Annotated in this window: 14 protein-coding genes; 9 read left to right on the top strand and 5 right to left on the bottom strand. The window is 52.1% G+C overall.

What is annotated here, in order from left to right:
* Nucleotides 1-588 precede the first annotated feature (588 nt).
* A complete protein-coding gene (locus tag B3P58_RS15340) occupies nucleotides 589-1,356 on the bottom strand; it encodes a hypothetical protein (RefSeq protein WP_286718876.1) in 768 nt (255 codons plus the stop codon).
* A 271-nt stretch (nucleotides 1,357-1,627) separates the two neighbouring features.
* Here B3P58_RS15340 and dmeF point away from each other — a divergent pair, with 271 nt between their 5' ends.
* From dmeF to B3P58_RS15355, 3 genes are all read left to right on the top strand, one after another.
* Complete coding sequence (gene dmeF / locus B3P58_RS15345; RefSeq protein WP_286718878.1) at nucleotides 1,628-2,629, top strand: CDF family Co(II)/Ni(II) efflux transporter DmeF; 1,002 nt, start codon at nucleotides 1,628-1,630, stop codon at nucleotides 2,627-2,629.
* Between the two features lie 17 nt (nucleotides 2,630-2,646).
* Complete coding sequence (locus B3P58_RS15350) at nucleotides 2,647-3,096, top strand: hypothetical protein (RefSeq protein ID WP_286718880.1); 450 nt, start codon at nucleotides 2,647-2,649, stop codon at nucleotides 3,094-3,096.
* 199 nt (nucleotides 3,097-3,295) lie between these two features.
* Nucleotides 3,296-3,649, top strand: a complete 354-nt coding sequence (locus B3P58_RS15355; protein ID WP_414716583.1) for a GFA family protein — start codon at nucleotides 3,296-3,298, stop codon at nucleotides 3,647-3,649.
* A 27-nt stretch (nucleotides 3,650-3,676) separates the two neighbouring features.
* Here B3P58_RS15355 and tcdA read toward each other — a convergent pair whose 3' ends face one another.
* From tcdA to B3P58_RS15375, 4 genes are all read right to left on the bottom strand, one after another.
* Entirely contained in the window at nucleotides 3,677-4,471 is a 795-nt protein-coding gene (gene tcdA, locus B3P58_RS15360; protein ID WP_260996786.1) for a tRNA cyclic N6-threonylcarbamoyladenosine(37) synthase TcdA, read from the bottom strand.
* Nucleotides 4,472-4,560: 89 nt separating this feature from the next.
* Nucleotides 4,561-5,229 (bottom strand): hypothetical protein, encoded by a 669-nt coding sequence (locus B3P58_RS15365; protein ID WP_260996787.1) that lies wholly within the window; start codon nucleotides 5,227-5,229, stop codon nucleotides 4,561-4,563.
* Nucleotides 5,230-5,386: 157 nt separating this feature from the next.
* Entirely contained in the window at nucleotides 5,387-6,562 is a 1,176-nt protein-coding gene (locus tag B3P58_RS15370) for a TonB family protein (RefSeq protein ID WP_286718883.1), read from the bottom strand.
* 76 nt (nucleotides 6,563-6,638) lie between these two features.
* Nucleotides 6,639-7,109: an SUF system Fe-S cluster assembly regulator gene (locus B3P58_RS15375; RefSeq protein WP_260996789.1), complete on the bottom strand. Its 471-nt coding sequence runs from the start codon at nucleotides 7,107-7,109 to the stop codon at nucleotides 6,639-6,641.
* A gap of 324 nt (nucleotides 7,110-7,433) precedes the next feature.
* Here B3P58_RS15375 and sufB point away from each other — a divergent pair, with 324 nt between their 5' ends.
* The 6 genes from sufB (at nucleotide 7,434) to sufT (ending at nucleotide 13,338) form a co-directional block, all read left to right on the top strand.
* Nucleotides 7,434-8,876: a Fe-S cluster assembly protein SufB gene (sufB, locus tag B3P58_RS15380; protein ID WP_145470096.1), complete on the top strand. Its 1,443-nt coding sequence runs from the start codon at nucleotides 7,434-7,436 to the stop codon at nucleotides 8,874-8,876.
* 85 nt (nucleotides 8,877-8,961) lie between these two features.
* Nucleotides 8,962-9,720 (top strand): Fe-S cluster assembly ATPase SufC, encoded by a 759-nt coding sequence (gene sufC, locus B3P58_RS15385; protein WP_286718886.1) that lies wholly within the window; start codon nucleotides 8,962-8,964, stop codon nucleotides 9,718-9,720.
* A 1-nt stretch (nucleotide 9,721) separates the two neighbouring features.
* The gene (gene sufD, locus B3P58_RS15390; protein ID WP_286718888.1) at nucleotides 9,722-11,092 is read left to right on the top strand and encodes a Fe-S cluster assembly protein SufD; all 1,371 of its coding nucleotides are present in this window, start codon (nucleotides 9,722-9,724) and stop codon (nucleotides 11,090-11,092) included.
* The gene (locus B3P58_RS15395) at nucleotides 11,089-12,321 is read left to right on the top strand and encodes an aminotransferase class V-fold PLP-dependent enzyme (protein ID WP_286718890.1); all 1,233 of its coding nucleotides are present in this window, start codon (nucleotides 11,089-11,091) and stop codon (nucleotides 12,319-12,321) included. The genes sufD and B3P58_RS15395 overlap by 4 nt, the downstream gene beginning before the upstream one ends.
* A gap of 13 nt (nucleotides 12,322-12,334) precedes the next feature.
* Nucleotides 12,335-12,721 carry a HesB/IscA family protein gene (locus tag B3P58_RS15400; protein ID WP_230332511.1) on the top strand — a complete coding sequence of 129 codons (387 nt, stop codon included), beginning with the start codon at nucleotides 12,335-12,337 and terminating at the stop codon, nucleotides 12,719-12,721.
* An 89-nt stretch (nucleotides 12,722-12,810) separates the two neighbouring features.
* The gene (gene sufT / locus B3P58_RS15405; RefSeq protein ID WP_286718891.1) at nucleotides 12,811-13,338 is read left to right on the top strand and encodes a putative Fe-S cluster assembly protein SufT; all 528 of its coding nucleotides are present in this window, start codon (nucleotides 12,811-12,813) and stop codon (nucleotides 13,336-13,338) included.
* The last annotated feature ends 293 nt before the right edge of the window (nucleotides 13,339-13,631 follow it).

The following is a 13,631-nucleotide window of genomic DNA, read 5'->3' on the forward strand; positions in this document are numbered from 1 at the left end:
GGGGCAGGGGTTTGCTCTGAAGGCCGCAGAATCATCTGCTTGTCTGGCGCCGCACGATCGCCGGTGACAGCAACCCGCTCAGCCGTATTTCAACGGAAACAGCGTTTTCGACATGAAATTTCAGTTCAGCTACCTGCTCTGAAAAGCAGCAGTGCGGTGACGGTTTTCTGCGCCTCTGGGGCCGCCGCAGAAACCGCAGATATGTCTGGTCTGTCCGCAGGGTCGGTTAATGCTCCTGCCAAACCGACATTTCCGCCATCCCTGGCGGTCAGATGCGAAAGCGGCCCGGCCATGGACAATTTTGTCGGGAACAAAATTGAACAGCCGCAGGCTGGCCCGAAGGGCGAAGGGCAGGACGCCCGGAGTCTCACGGCCCAGAAAGCGCGAAGCTGGGCCTGTTTTTGCTCCTGCAAAACATGCATTTCCGCCATCCATGGCGGTCAGGTATAAAGCCCGCCGGCAAGGGGATAAGTTCCCCTGCGAGGCATTGGACCTGGATGTTAAAAAATACTGTTTGTGTCAGCTGCGGTGCTGATTAAAAACTGTGGGACAATAGTGCGCAACTGCGGCTTTTTTTATGCTGTTAACTCAGGATTCAGCACGGTCTTCGGGCTGCAGTTTCTTCAGTAATAACTCACGAATAGAGTCACAGGTACGGGTCACAATAAAGACGGCTGAGCGTTCGTTATAGGCCAGCAAAGTACTTTCCAAAAAGCCCCACTTGCGCTCAACCTGGGTACGTAATTCCGCATCATCCAGTTCGGCAGTTAACGCCTTAAAGAGTTTATTCTGTTGTTCGATACCGGTATCCGTCACCGACAGACCACCGAAAATATTGATATTAAAAAACAGATAAGCTGAAACCATATGTTCAAGACTATCGAGCATATTCAATATCCGCCGGGTTTCATTATCCAGTACCGAGGTATCAGGAATACTGCCATCAAGCACCGCATAAAGTTTGCTGTAGTTTTCATTCAGGCGGATAGAAAAACTAACGTCTTCCGCTTTTGCTGCAATGGCACGGTTGCTGTCAACGAACTGAGTCATGTCTTGCCAGGCAGGCGCCAGCTCAGGCCAGGTTGCTTTAAGAGCGTTCGCCAGAGCCTGCCCTTCAGCCAGTACGGCATCCAGACGCTGAGCGGATTTACGATCACCATGCTGTAAAGAATAAAGGCTGAATTCAGCACTGCTGCGATAGGCCAGAGTCTGCAAGAACAAGCGCTGGCGCACTGTATCGGCGCTCAGGTTTACCTGGGGCTGGCTTGTATTTACCGGGTTTTCATCAGCACTCACCTGAGCAGGATTCATCAATACTGACCCAAGGGCCACCATCAGCAACAACAGACGTTTCACTCGCTTATACTCCTTATTTTATGGTGCGCGCTTAATACTGAGAGAGGACAGTTAATCTGTCGCTTGTTTTTTTCATTGGCTGAACCTTCTCTTTAACCGGGCCATGGTGTCAATAGTGGTTTGTCATAAAGGCGGACACTAACCCCCGGATTTTTGTGGTACGCCCTTTTTGCCGCTAAGTGCGATAAGATTGTCGCGATACATCATGAAATCTGGGCATAGCGTTCCAATTTAGTGGAAGCCGTATGCTAAATGTATGACAGGGGTTTTAATGACAGAGCACAATATCAGCCACTGGCAGCACCCACACCACTTCAGCGGCAGCAATCCGGATGGCGAGCGCAATACCTTTTATGTACTGATTCTGACCGCCGTTACCATGGTGGCAGAAATTATCGCCGGCGCCTGGTACGGCTCCATGGCACTGCTGGCCGATGGCTGGCATATGGGCACCCACGTCGCCGCCTTTCTTATTACTTTATTCGCTTACCGTTATGCTCGTCGCCATGCGGATAATCCGGCGTACAGTTTCGGCACCGGCAAAGTGAATGTACTCGGTGGCTTTGCCAGTGCTGTGGCCCTGGCCGTCGTGGCTTTGGTGATGTTGGTCGAATCGGTGGTACGGGTATTTGAGCCGCACGCCATTCAGTTCGATCAGGCAATTCTGGTCGCCCTGCTCGGTCTCGCGGTTAATCTGGTCAGTGCGCTGTTGCTGAAAGACCATCATCACCATCATGGTCATGACCATCATCATAGCCACGATCATCACCACCATAATCATAACCACGATCACGATCATCAGGATGCTCAGCCTGACGGCAGCCATGACCATAATTTACGCGCGGCTTACCTGCACGTACTGGCCGATGCCATGACCTCGGTGCTGGCCATCGCCGCCTTGCTGGGTGGTAAATATCTGGGTCTGAACTGGCTTGATCCATTAATGGGAATTGTCGGTGCCGTGATTATTTCACGCTGGGCGATCGGTCTGGTTAAACAAAGCGCACCGGTATTACTCGACGCCAGCATCAGCGACGACCAGCGCAGCGCCATCCGTCAGACCATCGAACAGGATGGCGATAATCAGGTGGCCGATATTCATATCTGGAAAGTCAGCGGCAACGATTACGCCGCCATTATTTCGCTGGTCACCCATCAGCCGCGCCATACCGATCATTACAAAGCGCTGCTGAGTGATTTTCATCAGCTGGTACACATTACCATCGAAGTTAATGAGTGCCGGCTGGCGGAATGTCCGGTTAACCGTCCATGAAAACGGGGTAGAACCCTATGTTCAAATTTATTAACCAGCAACTCGCCACAGTTATGGCTGTGGCGCTTCTTTGTGGTTGCTCGTCAATGTACAAAGTTGAAGAAAAGTTTGAAGTAAGGGAGCTTAGAATTAGTGAACTGAATAACGGGAAGCCTGTTTATCTGAACATAACTTCTGAGTACGCTGACAACTCATCATTTAAACATCATTTGGAAAAGTTAGCCTTATTCGGGGTAATTTGGACCAATAAAGATGGAGAAAAAGACATTCTTATATCACTATTAACACCAATTCGTCTAACAGGGCATATATACCGATATGATCATAGCTTATTAGAGAGGTTAATTGGTGGGGCTCAAGGGCCTATGTGTTACTACGAAATGATTATGGAAGATAAACCGATAATAATGGTTGATGTAATCAACAAGGATATTTATCAGTATGAATGCAAGGATTTAGGTCGCTAGTCTAATCTTTTCACCTACTATTTCATTTTCCGATAGCTTACGAATTGCAAGTTATAATTCTAATTATTTAAGCGCCTGCGTTAACTACGTTAGAAAGGAAGCCTTTCAGAGTACTGTTAATCTATTAAATGCAGATGTTATGGCCTTTCAAGAAGTAAGAGACCGAAGTGCGCTTGAATGTTAACAAGGAGAAAATATCGTGAAACTGTACAATGGCTCATGCCACTGCGGTGCTGTAAAATTTTCTTTTAGCCATGAAGAAATAAGCGAAGGCCTGCGTTGCAATTGCTCCATCTGCGTCCGTAAAGGCGCCTTAATGACCAGCTTTGTACTGGCAGCGGATGAGATAACCATCGACGTACAGAATGACGCTCTGGCCACCTATGAATTTGCCAGCGGTATCGCCAAACATCACTTCTGCCGCCATTGCGGTATTTATACGTTTCACCAGACCTTGCGCAAGCCTGGCCATTACCGTGTGAATATCGGCTGTATTGAAGGTATCGACCCATTCAGCCTGCGCACTGAGGTGTTTGATGGTGCGGCGCTGTAAAACGCCGCCTGCAGCGGTTAAAACGCCTCAGCTCTTCTTGCCAGACTCGTCGGCAATGCGCTTCACTACCCGTGCGGCGGCAACAAAGCCAAAGGTACCGGTCACCATGGTGGCCGAACCAAAACCCGATGAACAATCCAGCCGCGTGCTGTCGCCGTCAAAGGATTTGGTCTGACAGACACTGCCATCCGGCTGCGGGTATTGCAGCTGCTCGCTGGAAAATACACAGGGAATAGAATAATTACGCGCGGCATTACGCGAAAAATTATATTCACGCCGCAACAAGGAACGTACTTTACGCGCCAGCGGGTCATTAAAGGTTTTATTTAAATCCGCGACCTGAATCTGCGTCGGGTCAGTCTGACCACCAGCAGCGCCAGTGGTAACAATACGGATTTTATTGCGTTTACAGTGCGCAATAAGGGCTGCTTTGTTTTTTACGCTGTCGATGCAATCAATCACATAATCCATACCGCTATGGATTAATTCCCGCTGATTATTGACGGTCACAAATTCCATCAGCGCATGCACTTTGCACTCAGGATTAATACGGCGGATACGCTCGGCCACGGCTTCGACTTTCAGCTTGCCGATATCCCCGCCCAACGCATGAATCTGGCGATTGGTATTGGTAACGCAGATATCATCCATATCGATCAGGGTGATTTCCCCTACGCCGGAACGCGCCAGCGCTTCCGCCGCCCAGGAACCCACACCACCAATGCCGACCACACAGACATGGGATGCGTGCAGACGCTGAAGACCGGCAACGCCGTACAAACGGCCAATACCACCAAAACGATCAAGATAGTCGGGAGTCATGCACACCTTTTGAGCAATAGCAGATCAATACCAGAGCAATATCAGGCGAACACAAAGAAGCGCCGCCGTTAACAACGGCGCGCAGTATATCAGAGGGTAGGGACGCGGGCTGCCTGCAGATTGGTTGCAACCGATGCCTGAGCGCTGACCTGCGGCTCTTTACGGCGTAACCAGCGGGCAGTTTCGGCAATACGGCGCAGCGAAGGCTCGCCACGATCATACTTCAGCAACAGAGTCTTGGCTTCAGACGCCGGTAATTCACCCAGCAAGCCGGCTTTCAGCTCCGGAATCGGGGCAATACGCGCGGTCAGGGTACTGACCAGCAATGGCAGAAAACCGGACGACAAACGGGCATGCTCACGATAATTGAGGCTGACAACCGCCGCGCCGTTGTTCTGCTCAATAATCAGATGATCATTGGTTTTTAACGGCCCCTTGAGCAGATCAAAGAACACACCAAGATCGGCCGCATAGGTGTTCCAGATATCATCACCATGAACCACGGCAAAGGCCTCCTGCCATAACTGGCGGAAACGGTAAGCACTGATTTTGTCTTCCACTACCTTGAACTCAAGACGCTCCGGCTGCGGCGCTTCGGTGACGGCCGATTTATCGGCGGCACTGACTTCAGTCGTATAAAGTGCGGTCAAAAACCAGGGCTTGTTCAGCGTCTGAAAAATACCGACGCCCTGTAATTCAGCGGCCTGACTATGTACCGACCAAATTAGAGCAGCAAAAACGGCAAGCAGACTACGCATGGTAAAACCTCTATTCCTGCTTTCATACAACTCAATAGACACAGGCATAATGTGCTTGCAGTCAACAGTACTCAACGACCCTTTGCGCCACCGGAGAAAGGTTTTGCAACCTCCCAAAGTGTGACCTAATTCCTTGTTTTTAATCACAAAAATAAAATCAGTTACGGGCCAGAACAAAGCGGAAAGGGATATCAAATTCAAAGTTTTCACCCTGCAGAAGCTCTGGCACCGGAGGGTATGGCGCGGCTTTTTTTGCGGCCCGTAAGGCTGCCCGATCAAGCAGACTGACCGCCGAACTTTCACTGGTATCCGCCAGCAATAATTCGCCGAAACGGTTCAGCTGCAAACTCACGCGCACCGTGCCTTCCAGCCGCTTTCTCAGTGCTTGATCCGGGTATTGAACCTGACTATTGGCCTGTCGTAGCAAGGCACGGTAATACTGCATCTCAGCCTGCTGCCGGGCGATCAGTTGTGCCCTCTCACGGGCCTGTTCGGCTGCTGCCGGAGCACGCTCTTTTTCACGTTTTTCTGCCGTTCTGGCCGCCAGATCCGATGCCGTTTCCGGCTGTTTTTTCCGCTCCGACACCTCCGGCAGCGACGCCTGCCCTGTAACCTCTGGCGACGTTTTTACTGCAGGTTGTGACAATTTTGGTACATTAGACTCCACATTTTGCGCCACCACCGTTACATTTCCGCCTGCGACAGGTCGCGCCGCTGTGACCGGTTGTGCCTGAGCAACGTGATCCGCGTCACGTTTCAGCCAGCCCGCAACGGCCTCTGCCCGCCCCGGCCTGACCCGCCTGGCATCCCAACTGGCTTTCAGCTCGCTGCGCTCCGCTGCTTTCATCCGCAGCAGGTCTTCACGGAATCCCGGAGACTGCGGGAATTTGCCAATCCAGGCCGCCAGCAGCAGACGCACAAAACTACCATCCTCAATCAACAGCACTTCCACATCATTGATCAGCACACGGCAGGGACCGCTTTCATTACTGATCAGCATCCGGTCTCCTTCACGCAAATCATCTTGCAGCAGATTGGTAAAGCGGCTGATATCTTCCAAACGCGCATTCATTTCCGCTTCACTCAGATTGATGGCCAGCCCTTCATTCCACAGCCGGTAAAAACGGCGCGGCGATATACGCTCCGCCAGCACACGGATTTCCAGAGCCAATGGCTGCTCTGCGCTCAGCCACTGCTGGCTGTCGTTCAGGTCGCTGTAAACAGCCGCCAGATACACATCGTTATGCAGACGGCGATAAGTTCCCATCGCCTGTAACTCAAGCGCCTGGGCAGGAGCCAGCCAGAAAGTCAGAAAGAAGAGTAAGAAGCGCATCGTCGGTCATCCTGAAAGATTTCCGGCGATTCTAATAAGAAAAGATGACAGAAAATTGTCGGCAGCAGGACCTGTATCAGGACAGATTCACCAACTCAATAAAGGAAGTCAGCGGTACCGCATCACGCACCAGCTGCTCCTGACGTTCCGGATTACGGATGTCCTGTAAAGTTACCCGTGCCAGCACCTGAGTAATCAGCTGATTGATGCCGCCCCAGTTAGATGACAGTGAGCAACTGGCGGTGATGTCACACTGATGATCGTCGGCCGCGCATTCGGTCAGGGCAACCGGGCCTTCAAAGGCCTGCACCACATCCAGCATACGGATCTGCCCCGGCGCCCGCGCCAGGCGGTAGCCACCGCGCGCACCGCGCTGGGCGCTTACCAGACCACTGTCGACCAGGGCTTTCATCACTTTACGCACCGTGGGCAGTGCCAGCCCGGTCAGGCCGGTAATGTCGTCGGTCGACAGCTTAACCGCGCCGGCCTGTGCCAGCTCGTTCAGGACGACCACGCCATAATCGGTCAGCTTACTTATTTTCAGCATACACCTGCCCTGTCTGATCAGTAGTTAAAGGTCTGGCCAAACGAGAATATGTCGCGATTGGTCAGAATTCATCCGCTTTGCTAGAATGCGCGCATCCATTAAAGCATACCAATACGGTATTGATTAATATACCCGACTGAATTACTCTGCTATTACCCTGATCTGCGTTAGAATATGGCGCCAAGAGCGCACCGCACGTCAGACATCCCCCGGGACGGAGTGGATGAACATCAGGGTAAACGCCAGACGCGGGTCCGGCGCACAGCGGTTTCACTGAGCGGAACCGCAGGCAGATCGGGCCGCATCCATACGAGAGAGTTCACTATGAGCAGCAACGCTGAAATCGAACGCCGCATTGGTAATGACTACCAGGCCGGCTTTGTTACCGACATCGAGTCAGACACCATTGCACCGGGCCTGAGCGAAGATGTGGTGCGTTTTATTTCCGCCAAAAAAGGTGAACCCGAGTGGATGACCGAATGGCGTTTAAAAGCCTTCCGTGCCTGGCAGGAAATGGCTGAGCCAACCTGGGCGCACGTGCACTACCCGGAAGTCGATTTCCAGGCGCTGTCTTATTATTCCGCGCCGAAAAGCATGGCTGACAAGCCGAAAAGCCTCGACGAAGTCGACCCTGAACTGCTGCGTACCTACGAAAAGCTGGGTATCCCACTGCATGAGCAGATGGCACTGGCCGGCATTGCCGTCGATGCCGTATTCGACTCGGTATCCGTTGCCACCACCTTCCGCGCAAAACTGGCCGAAGCCGGTGTTATTTTTATGCCGATTTCCGAAGCCGTACACGAGCATCCGGAGCTGGTTAAAAAGTACCTCGGCACCGTGGTGCCACAGCGTGACAATTTTTACGCAGCGCTGAACTCCGCCGTATTTTCTGACGGCTCCTTCGTGTACATCCCTAAAGGTGTACGCTGCCCGATGGAGTTGTCCACTTACTTCCGTATTAATGAAGCCAAAACCGGCCAGTTTGAACGTACCTTAATTATTGCCGACGAAGGTTCCCACGTGAGCTACCTCGAAGGCTGTACCGCACCAATGCGCGATGAAAATCAGCTGCATGCGGCGGTGGTTGAACTGATCGCGCTGGACAACTCCGAAATTAAATACAGCACCGTGCAAAACTGGTATCCCGGCGATAAAGAAGGCAAAGGCGGTATTTACAACTTCGTAACCAAGCGTGCCGTTGCCCATACCAATGCCAAAGTCAGCTGGACTCAGGTAGAGACCGGTTCTGCCGTGACCTGGAAATACCCAAGCTGTGTATTAAAAGGCGATAACTCGGTCGGCGAATTTTATTCCGTGGCGTTAACCAACAATTACCAGCAGGCCGATACCGGCACCAAGATGATTCATCTGGGTAAAAACACCCGCTCAACCATTATTTCCAAGGGTATCTCTGCCGGTAAAAGTCAGAATGCCTACCGCGGTCTGGTACGTATGAATCCGACCGCCGCCGGTGCGCGTAACTACACCCAGTGTGACTCGCTGTTAATCGGTGATCAGTGTGGCGCCCATACTTTCCCTTATATCGAAAGCAAACATCCTTCTGCGGTCGTGGAGCACGAAGCCACCACCTCAACCGTCAGCGACGACCAGTTATTCCTCTGCCGTCAGCGCGGCATTGATACCGAGAAAGCCGTGTCCATGATCGTTAACGGTTTCTGTAAAGAGGTATTCAAAGAGCTGCCGATGGAATTTGCGGTGGAAGCCGGCAAGTTACTGGAAGTGTCACTGGAAGGTTCTGTCGGCTGATTAAGGCCAGACTTAACCGGGACTAAAAAATTGAAATTTATCTGCCACTGCGCGGATGACAGACTGAAAAAAGGTACTGCTAACCATGATCAGCATTAAAAACCTGCACGCCAACGTAGAAGACAAAAACATTCTCAAAGGTCTGAACCTGGAGATTAAGCCCGGTGAAGTGCACGCCATCATGGGTCCGAACGGTGCCGGTAAAAGTACTCTGGGCAACGTTCTGGCAGGTCGTGATGGTTATGAAGTGACCGACGGCAGTGTCACCCTGAACGGTAAAGATATTCTTGAGATGGAGCCGGAAGAACGTGCCCGTGAAGGTTTGTTTCTGGCGTTCCAGTATCCGGTAGAAATTCCCGGTGTCTCCAACCTCGAATTTTTAAAAGCCTCTGTTGATGCCGTACGCGCTCATCAGGGTAAGCCTGCACTGGATTCCGTGCAGTTTTTAAAACTGGCGCGGGAAAAATGCAAAGCCGTTAACCTCGACCTGAGCTTCCTTAAGCGTGGTGTGAACGAAGGCTTCTCCGGCGGCGAGAAAAAACGTAATGAACTGATGCAGATGATGCTGCTCGAACCGTCCCTGTGCATTCTCGATGAAACCGACTCCGGTCTGGATATCGACGCACTGCAGGTGGTAGCCGAAGGTGTGAATGCTATGCGCGATGCCAACCGCAGCTTTATTGTGGTGACCCACTATCAGCGTCTGCTCGACTACATCGTACCGGATTACGTTCACGTACTGGCCAACGGCCGCATCGTTAAATCCGGTGGTAAAGAGCTGGCACTGGAGCTGGAAGAAAAAGGCTACGGCTGGCTGGAAAGCGCAGACAACGGAGCGGCGTAACATGGCAGAACAGTTTCACGCACAACAGCTGGCGCTGGCCACAGAGCAGGCCCGCAACCCGCTGCTGGCTGCCCTGAATGCAGCCGGCCAACAAGCCTTTGCCGCAGCGTCTGTGCCCAACCGTAAAACCGAAGCCTGGAAATACACCTCGCTGCATAACCTGCTGACCGGTGATTTTCAGCGTACTGCCAGCCAGTCGGAATTAACCGCCGGGCTGCGTGAAGTGGCAACTCTGGGCAATTTAAAAGCAGCACGACTGGTATTTATTAATGGCCGGTTAAGCAGCGAATTATCCGATGCTCTGGCGTTGCAACAGGTTACCCTGTTCAGCCAGACAGATGCAGAGCAACAGGCATTAATCAGCCAGCATCTGGGCAGCGTAGTAGCGCAGGCCAGCAGCAGTAACAGCGGCAGCGCGCATTTATTTAATGACCTGAATAATGCCGCCCTGAACGATGGCGTACTGATTCACGTCGGCAAAAACCAGCGCCTCGAACAGCCACTGCAGATCAGCTGGCTGAGCAGTAATAATCCGCAGCCTTTCAGCATCACCAGCCGTCTGTTAATGGTACTGGAGAGCGGTGCCGAAGCAACGCTGGTTGAGCATTATGCTTCCGATGAACAGCCGCAGAACAGTTTTACCAACGCCCTGACCGAGCTGGTGATTGGCGATAACGCCCGTCTGCAACATTACCGTCTGCAATTAATGCAGGAAGATGCCCTGCACATCGGCAGCACTCATGTTGATCTGGAACGTGACAGCCAGTACAACGCTTTTCATCTGGGCCTGGGCACCCGCCTGACCCGTAACGATATTGTGGTTAATCACAATGTTGGAGGTTCGCACTGCGAGCTGAACGGCGTGTATATTCCGCAGAACCAGCAATTGCTGGATTTCCACACCTGTATTGAACACAAAGTGCCGCACTGCACCAGCAACGAAGTATTCCGCGGCATTATGAATGACAAAGCCCGTGCTGTATTTAATGGCCGTATTCATATTCATCCGCAGGCGCAGAAAACACTGGCCGAGTTAAGCAATAAAAACCTGCTGCTGACCAACACCGCCGAGATTTACACCAAGCCGGAACTGGAAATCTACGCCGACGACGTAAAATGCGCCCACGGTGCGACCGTTGCTCAGCTGGAAGAAAAAGCCATGTTCTATATGCAGAGCCGCGGCATCAGCAAAAAAGAAGCTGAAGTCATGCTCAGCTTTGGCTTTATTAACGAATTACTCGAAGCTCTTCCGCACGAAGACATCGCGCTGGTATTGCGTCCGTTACTGGCGCACCGTTTTGGCCGCGATCAGTCGTTAAGCCGTCATCTGCTGGAAAATGAAACCGCCGGTCTCAGCGGAGAAAACGCATGAGCACAATCAGCCCGGAACAATTAAACAGTATCCGCGAACAGTTCCCTGCCCTGCATCAGGAAGTGAACTGCAAGCCGCTGATTTATCTGGATAACGGTGCCACCACGCAAAAACCGAAAGCGGTTATCAATGCGCTGAGCCGTTATTACGAGCACGATAACTCCAATGTTCACCGTGGTGCTCATACCCTGAGTGACCGCGCGACTGAATATTTTGAAAATGCGCGTAAAACCGTACAGCGCTTTTTAAATGCGGCCAAAGCGGAAGAAATTGTCTGGACCCGCGGCACCACCGAAGCCATTAATCTGGTAGCCGCCACCTGGGGCCGAAGCAATATTAAAAGCGGCGACCGTATTCTGGTCTCTGGTATGGAACACCACTCCAATATCGTGCCCTGGCAGATGCTGTGCGAGCAAAGTGGCGCCGAATTACTGCCGATTCCGGTACTGGAAAACGGCGAGCTGGATATAGCCGCCTTTAAAACCCTGCTGACTCCCGCAGTCAAACTGGTTTCGGTTGTACACGTATCCAATGCCCTCGGAACCATTAATCCGGTAGCCGATATTATTGCTCTGGCCCATGCCAACGGCAGTAAAGTGCTGATCGATGGTGCGCAGGCCGTTGCTCACTGGGATATCGACGTGCAGGCGCTTGACGCCGATTTTTACGCCTTCTCCGGCCATAAACTCTTTGGCCCGACCGGCATCGGCGTACTCTATGGCAAAGAAGCTCTGCTCAATGCCATGCCTCCTTATCAGGGCGGTGGTGAAATGATTGAGCACGTCAGCTTCAGCAAAACCACCTATAACGTTCTGCCGTATAAATTCGAAGCCGGTACGCCAAATATTGCCGGTGCCATTGGTATGGCAGCCGCCATTGATTATTTAAATACCCTCGACCGCAAAGCTCTGGCAGCCCATGAAGATGCGCTGCTGGCGCGCGCCAACGAGCTGGCCGCAGAAATGGGTGGCATCCGCATTATCGGTAATGCCGCCAACAAGGCCTCGGTATTCAGCTTTATTCTTGAAGGTGCGCATCCTGCCGACGTCGGCACCCTGCTCGACCAGCAGGGTATTGCGGTACGTACCGGCCATCACTGCGCCATGCCGGTGATGGAGCAATTTAAAGTTCCCGGCACCGTGCGGGCGTCTTTCACCTTCTACAATACGCTGGAAGAAGTGGACGCACTGTTTAAAGGCCTGGAAAAAGCCAAACTGTTTTTACTCTGAGGATGGAAGGACAATGAGCACCGAAACCTTTGATCCAAATGTACAACCGGCCACCTACGACCCAAATGCGGTTGCCAGCGCCAGTATGACGGAAGCGGCTATCAGCCATATCCGCAAACAGCTGGCGAAAAATCCGGCGATGAAAGGCATCCGTCTGGGTGTAAAAAAAAGCGGTTGTTCCGGCTTTAAATACGATATCGAATTTGTCGAACAGGCTCATGACGGTGATCAGACCATTCAGGTGGCCGACGATATTCTGCTGTTTATTGCCGCCGATGCTGCACCTTATGTGCGCGGCACTGAAATTGATTTCAGCAAAGAAGGATTGAACAGCACCATTAAGTTCAACAATCCGAATGCCAAAGATCTCTGCGGCTGCGGTGAATCATTTTCGGTTTAACCGAAGCTGCTGAAATTTGTTGAAGATATCGCGGCAATAGCAATATTCATGAAGCGTCACGAGCGCAGTAGCTTCATACAGGAGTCAATGTGGAAAGAAGAATGGTCGTGGCGCACGCCACCTGCCCCGCCCGTATGGTGCCATCCGGTACGCCAACCACCATTCCGGCCGGCAGCTTTGTTACCATTAATCAGGCGCTGGGCGGCAATTACACCGTGACACTGAACGGCAATATGCTGCGTGTTGATGGTACCGATGCCGCGGCTCTGGGTCTTGAAGCCGAAGATATTGAATTTGAACAACGCAGCGACGGTCTGGTGCATGAAGATCAGATCCGTCAGGCGCTGCGCACCATTTATGATCCGGAAATTCCGATCAACCTGCTCGATCTGGGTTTGATTTACGGTATCGATATCGACAATAACGCGGTAAAAATCCGTATGACCTTAACCGCGCCAACCTGCGGTATGGGACCGGTGCTGATTTCCGATGTTAAATACCGTGTGGCCAAAGTACCGAATGTGGAAAGCGTTGAGGTTGAACTGGTGTTCGACCCGCCGTGGAGCCGTGACATGATGACCGAAGAAGCCCAGTTAGAAGCGGGTTTATTCTTCTGATAAAAAACGGGGCATCAGCCCCACTGCTGTCCCACAGTTTTTAATCAGCACCATAGCTGACAAAAACAGCATGTTTTAACATCAAGGTCTGCTGCCTCGCAGGGGAACTTATCCCCTTGCCGGCGGGCCGACCCCAGCTTCGCGCTTTCTGGGCCGTTACCCTTGAAACCTTGATATTTACTGGCCTCGTGCCTCATCGGCCATCCATGGCCAGAGCCACTTGTCCGCATCCCTGCCGACAGACCAGACATCTCTGCGGTTTCTGCGGCGGCCCCAGAGGCGCAGAAAACCGT

Origin of the sequence: Thalassolituus sp. UBA2009 (assembly GCF_002335285.1) — a bacterium.
GTDB classification, from domain to species: domain Bacteria; phylum Pseudomonadota; class Gammaproteobacteria; order Pseudomonadales; family Oceanobacteraceae; genus Venatoribacter; species Venatoribacter alkanivorans.

What these genes read in the sequence shown, in the direction of transcription:
- B3P58_RS15350 (WP_286718880.1), top strand. Translation starts at nt 2,647, where the DNA reads ATGTTCAAATTTATTAACCAGCAACTCGCCACAGTTATGGCTGTGGCG.
- dmeF (WP_286718878.1), top strand. Translation starts at nt 1,628, where the DNA reads ATGACAGAGCACAATATCAGCCACTGGCAGCACCCACACCACTTCAGC.
- B3P58_RS15400 (WP_230332511.1), top strand. Translation starts at nt 12,335, where the DNA reads ATGAGCACCGAAACCTTTGATCCAAATGTACAACCGGCCACCTACGAC.
- sufB (WP_145470096.1), top strand. Translation starts at nt 7,434, where the DNA reads ATGAGCAGCAACGCTGAAATCGAACGCCGCATTGGTAATGACTACCAG.
- B3P58_RS15375 (WP_260996789.1), bottom strand. Translation starts at nt 7,109, where the DNA reads ATGCTGAAAATAAGTAAGCTGACCGATTATGGCGTGGTCGTCCTGAAC.
- B3P58_RS15370 (WP_286718883.1), bottom strand. Translation starts at nt 6,562, where the DNA reads ATGCGCTTCTTACTCTTCTTTCTGACTTTCTGGCTGGCTCCTGCCCAG.
- B3P58_RS15365 (WP_260996787.1), bottom strand. Translation starts at nt 5,229, where the DNA reads ATGCGTAGTCTGCTTGCCGTTTTTGCTGCTCTAATTTGGTCGGTACAT.
- sufC (WP_286718886.1), top strand. Translation starts at nt 8,962, where the DNA reads ATGATCAGCATTAAAAACCTGCACGCCAACGTAGAAGACAAAAACATT.
- B3P58_RS15395 (WP_286718890.1), top strand. Translation starts at nt 11,089, where the DNA reads ATGAGCACAATCAGCCCGGAACAATTAAACAGTATCCGCGAACAGTTC.
- sufD (WP_286718888.1), top strand. Translation starts at nt 9,722, where the DNA reads ATGGCAGAACAGTTTCACGCACAACAGCTGGCGCTGGCCACAGAGCAG.
- tcdA (WP_260996786.1), bottom strand. Translation starts at nt 4,471, where the DNA reads ATGACTCCCGACTATCTTGATCGTTTTGGTGGTATTGGCCGTTTGTAC.